Source organism: Aeromicrobium sp. REDSEA-S32_B7 (assembly GCF_001626145.1).
In the GTDB taxonomy this organism is placed as follows: Bacteria; Actinomycetota; Actinomycetes; order Propionibacteriales; family Nocardioidaceae; genus Aeromicrobium; species Aeromicrobium erythreum.
In genome coordinates this window covers 1-2913 of the sequence record NZ_LUNF01000311.1, presented here as the reverse complement: position 1 = coordinate 2913, position 2913 = coordinate 1, and the positions used below count along the sequence as shown (strand labels likewise).

The following is a 2913-nucleotide window of genomic DNA, read 5'->3' as shown; positions in this document are numbered from 1 at the left end:
ATTGAAGACCTTCGGCCCGCACCCGACGAGCGGCGGCGAAATGAAGCTGATGGCCGGACGCTTCGGGCCTTATGTGACCGACGGCACGACCAACGCCACGCTGCCCAAGACGGTCGAGCCCGACGCGCTGACCGTCGAGGAAGCCGTCGTCCTGATCGACGCCCGCGCCGCGAAGGGACCGGCAAAGGGCAAGAAGAAGGCGCCCGCGAAGAAAGCTGCGGCCAAAAAGCCGGCCGCAAAGAAGGCGCCGGCAAAGAAGAAGGCCGCGAAGGACGCGTGATGTTGCTTGGGCGACCGGCCCAAGTCCATCGCTTATCCCGCGCAGGGCGGGTCGGCGGCGCGGAAGTCGTGCTGGGCGACGTCGTCGTGACGAACGAGGCGGATTTTCGATCCGCTATGACAATGCGCGCTGGCGGGCAGCGCGACGGTCGCCTGCTGCTGGCTGTTGATGCGCACGACGGCCTGCTCCGGCTTGCCGGGCGGCGTTTCGATCCGCATGACTTCGCCGGCGACCAGATGATCCTTGCCGCTGCTCGCGAAACGGTCGCGCTCGATGACGAGCGCGATGAGCACGGCGATGAGCAGATAGGCCTGCCAATAACGGAAGACCGCTCGAAACCGGTCGCCGGGGGTGTTGAAGGGGTCGTGCGCCATGGTTTTCCTCCGCAGACCTAATTTCGACAGGCCGCCAGTCCGGCACGGAAGCTTCTGCCTATCGCATTTTCGCGGCGTATAAGTTGGATGGTCGAGCCGGCGCGGCAATTTGTAAGATTGGGCAAAGATACCGCGAGCTGTCCAGCTCCGTTCAACTCCACGACCGCGCGGGTATGAAGTTGCTTGGTGCCGATTTGCTCGACGCGAACTACCGTGCCGACGACCACCTTGTCGGTCCCCGTCGTGGAAAAAATGCCCCATGCCATAGCTATGCCGATACAGATGAGGGTGGAAAGGACTGCCTTCCAGTTTGCGGCCAGCGAACAGAGCCAGTCACTGGGTGTATTCAGCGGATCGAGCCGGCGGCTCATATTCAATCGACCCAGTCGAGGCCCATGTCGCGATAGACGCCGCGATCCTCGTCCCAATTTTCCTTGACCTTCACATGCAGGAAAAGGTGGACCTTGCGCCCCATCAATTCGGCGAGTTCGGCGCGCGCCTTCGCGCCGATTTCCTTGATGCGGGCGCCCCCCTTGCCGAGGACGATGGCGCGCTGGTTGTCGCGGGCTACATAGATTTGCTGGTGGATTTCGGCGCTGCCGTCCGGGCGCGTCTTGAACAGCTCGGTCTCGACCGTCGACTGATAGGGCAGTTCTTCGTGGAGCTGGCGATAAAGCTGCTCGCGCGTGATTTCGGCCGCGAGCATCCGTTCGGGCGCGTCGCTGACCTCGTCCTCGGGGAAGTGCCACGGCCCCTCGGGCATCAGCGCCGCGAGATGCGCCTTTAGTTCGGGCACCCCGTCGCCGCTGCTCGCCGCGATGAAGAAGGTCTCGTCGAAGGCGAGCCGGGCGTTGAGCTCGGTTGCGATGGTGAGCAGCTTGTCCTTCTTGGTCAGGTCGACCTTGTTCAGCACCAGATATTTCTTCTCGGGCCGGTTCGCGACTCCCTCCAGCACGCGTTCGACGCGGCGGTGCTGCTCCTCCCGGCGCTGCGCCCGCTGCAGCTGGTGCTGCTGGTCAAGGTCCTCAACGAGGTGTTCTCGATCGCCGACGGCTGCGGGCCGTGGGCATGACCGCCGGGGTGCAGCGAGATGGAGCCGAGCCCGATGCCGGATCCCTTGCGCGCCTCGTAGTCGCCGGCGACGTAGAACATCACCTCGTCGGAGTCGACGTTGGAGTGGTAGTAGGGCACCGGCACGGCCAGCGGGTGGTAGTCGACCTTGCGCGGCAGGAACGCGCAGATCACGAAGTTCCAGCCCTCGAAGACCTGGTGCACCGGGGGCGGCTGGTGCACCTTGCCGGTGATGGGCATGTAGTCGTCGATGTTGAGCGTGTAGGGGTAGAGGCAGCCGTCCCAACCGACGACGTCCAACGGGTGCGTGGCGTAGACCATCCGGGTGCCGACGATGCCCGCCGAGGTGCGGTGCTTGACCAGTACCTCCACGTCGTCGCCCTCCTGCAGCAGAGGCGCGGTGGGGCCGTGCAGGTCGCGCTCGCAATAGGGCGCGTGCTCGAGCAGCTGGCCGTACCTGGAGAGGTAGCGCTTGGGCGGCGCGACATGGCTGCTGGCCTCGGTGGCGTAGAGGCGCGACGGCTCGGCCGGCACCCAACGGTGGGTGGTCGCGCGCGGGATCACGACGAAGTCCCCGGCCCGGTAGGCCACCACGCCGAAGACGGTCTCGACGACGCCCGAGCCGGACTCCACGAACACGCACTCGTCACCGATCGCGTCGCGGTAGTAGGCGCTCGGCTCGGTGCCGGTGAGGACGTAGGAGAGGCGGACGTCGTTGTTGGCCAGCACCACGCGGCGACCGGTCACCGCGTCGGTCCCGGTCTCCAGGTCGTGCAGCCGCAGGTGTCGCGGGGCCAGCGGGTGGTTGGGGGTGCGCGACTGGTCGGGCAGCTCCCAGACCTCGCTGGCCACGATCGCCGAGGGCACCCCGCGGTGGTAGAGCAGGGAGGAGTCGGACGAGAAGCCCTCCTCCCCCATCAGCTCCTCGCGGTAGAGGCGCCCCTCGGGGTCGCGGTGCTGGGTGTGGCGGGTCGGCGGGACGTCTCCCACACTGCGGTAGTAGGCCATCGCTCCCTCTCCGACGCGTCCGCTTATCGGACGCATTGCCTCACTAAGTGACCGTTACAGTAGCCCCGTGAGCACCTTCACGGAACCGTTCTCCGCGTCCTCGGCCGACCCGTTCTGGGTCGGGCTGGTCGACGATGCGGCCACCTTCCCGCCCGGCGACGCGCCCCTCGACGCCGCCCT

General features: G+C 66.4%; 5 protein-coding genes. 1 reads left to right on the top strand and 4 read right to left on the bottom strand.

Annotated elements, in window-relative coordinates; translation table 11 throughout:
- The coding region (locus A6Q79_RS17865) for a topoisomerase C-terminal repeat-containing protein (protein WP_317698896.1) at positions 1-280 on the top strand (280 nt) is incomplete at its 5' end.
- A 32-nt stretch (positions 281-312) separates the two neighbouring features.
- On the opposite strand, the gene A6Q79_RS17860 is transcribed toward A6Q79_RS17865, so the two are convergent.
- The 4 genes from A6Q79_RS17860 to A6Q79_RS17845 are packed head-to-tail and all read right to left on the bottom strand — an operon-like array spanning position 313 to position 2733.
- Positions 313-654: a hypothetical protein gene (locus tag A6Q79_RS17860; RefSeq protein ID WP_317698895.1), complete on the bottom strand. Its 342-nt coding sequence runs from the start codon at positions 652-654 to the stop codon at positions 313-315.
- Between the two features lie 17 nt (positions 655-671).
- On the bottom strand, positions 672-1025 hold the full coding sequence (locus tag A6Q79_RS17855) for a hypothetical protein (RefSeq protein WP_288988642.1): 354 nt from the start codon (positions 1023-1025) through the stop codon (positions 672-674).
- Between the two features lie 2 nt (positions 1026-1027).
- Positions 1028-1609, bottom strand: coding sequence for a GTPase Era (gene era, locus A6Q79_RS17850; RefSeq protein ID WP_317698894.1), 582 nt, complete (start codon positions 1607-1609; stop codon positions 1028-1030).
- Complete coding sequence (locus tag A6Q79_RS17845; protein ID WP_317698893.1) at positions 1561-2733, bottom strand: homogentisate 1,2-dioxygenase domain-containing protein; 1173 nt, start codon at positions 2731-2733, stop codon at positions 1561-1563. Before A6Q79_RS17845 ends, era begins: the two co-directional genes overlap by 49 nt.
- Positions 2734-2913: the final 180 nt, after the last annotated feature.

Bases quoted from the DNA above. Each gene is read 5' to 3' on its own strand.
- A6Q79_RS17860 (WP_317698895.1), bottom strand. From the start codon at position 654: ATGGCGCACGACCCCTTCAACACCCCCGGCGACCGGTTTCGAGCGGTC.
- A6Q79_RS17855 (WP_288988642.1), bottom strand. From the start codon at position 1,025: ATGAGCCGCCGGCTCGATCCGCTGAATACACCCAGTGACTGGCTCTGT.
- A6Q79_RS17845 (WP_317698893.1), bottom strand. From the start codon at position 2,733: ATGGCCTACTACCGCAGTGTGGGAGACGTCCCGCCGACCCGCCACACC.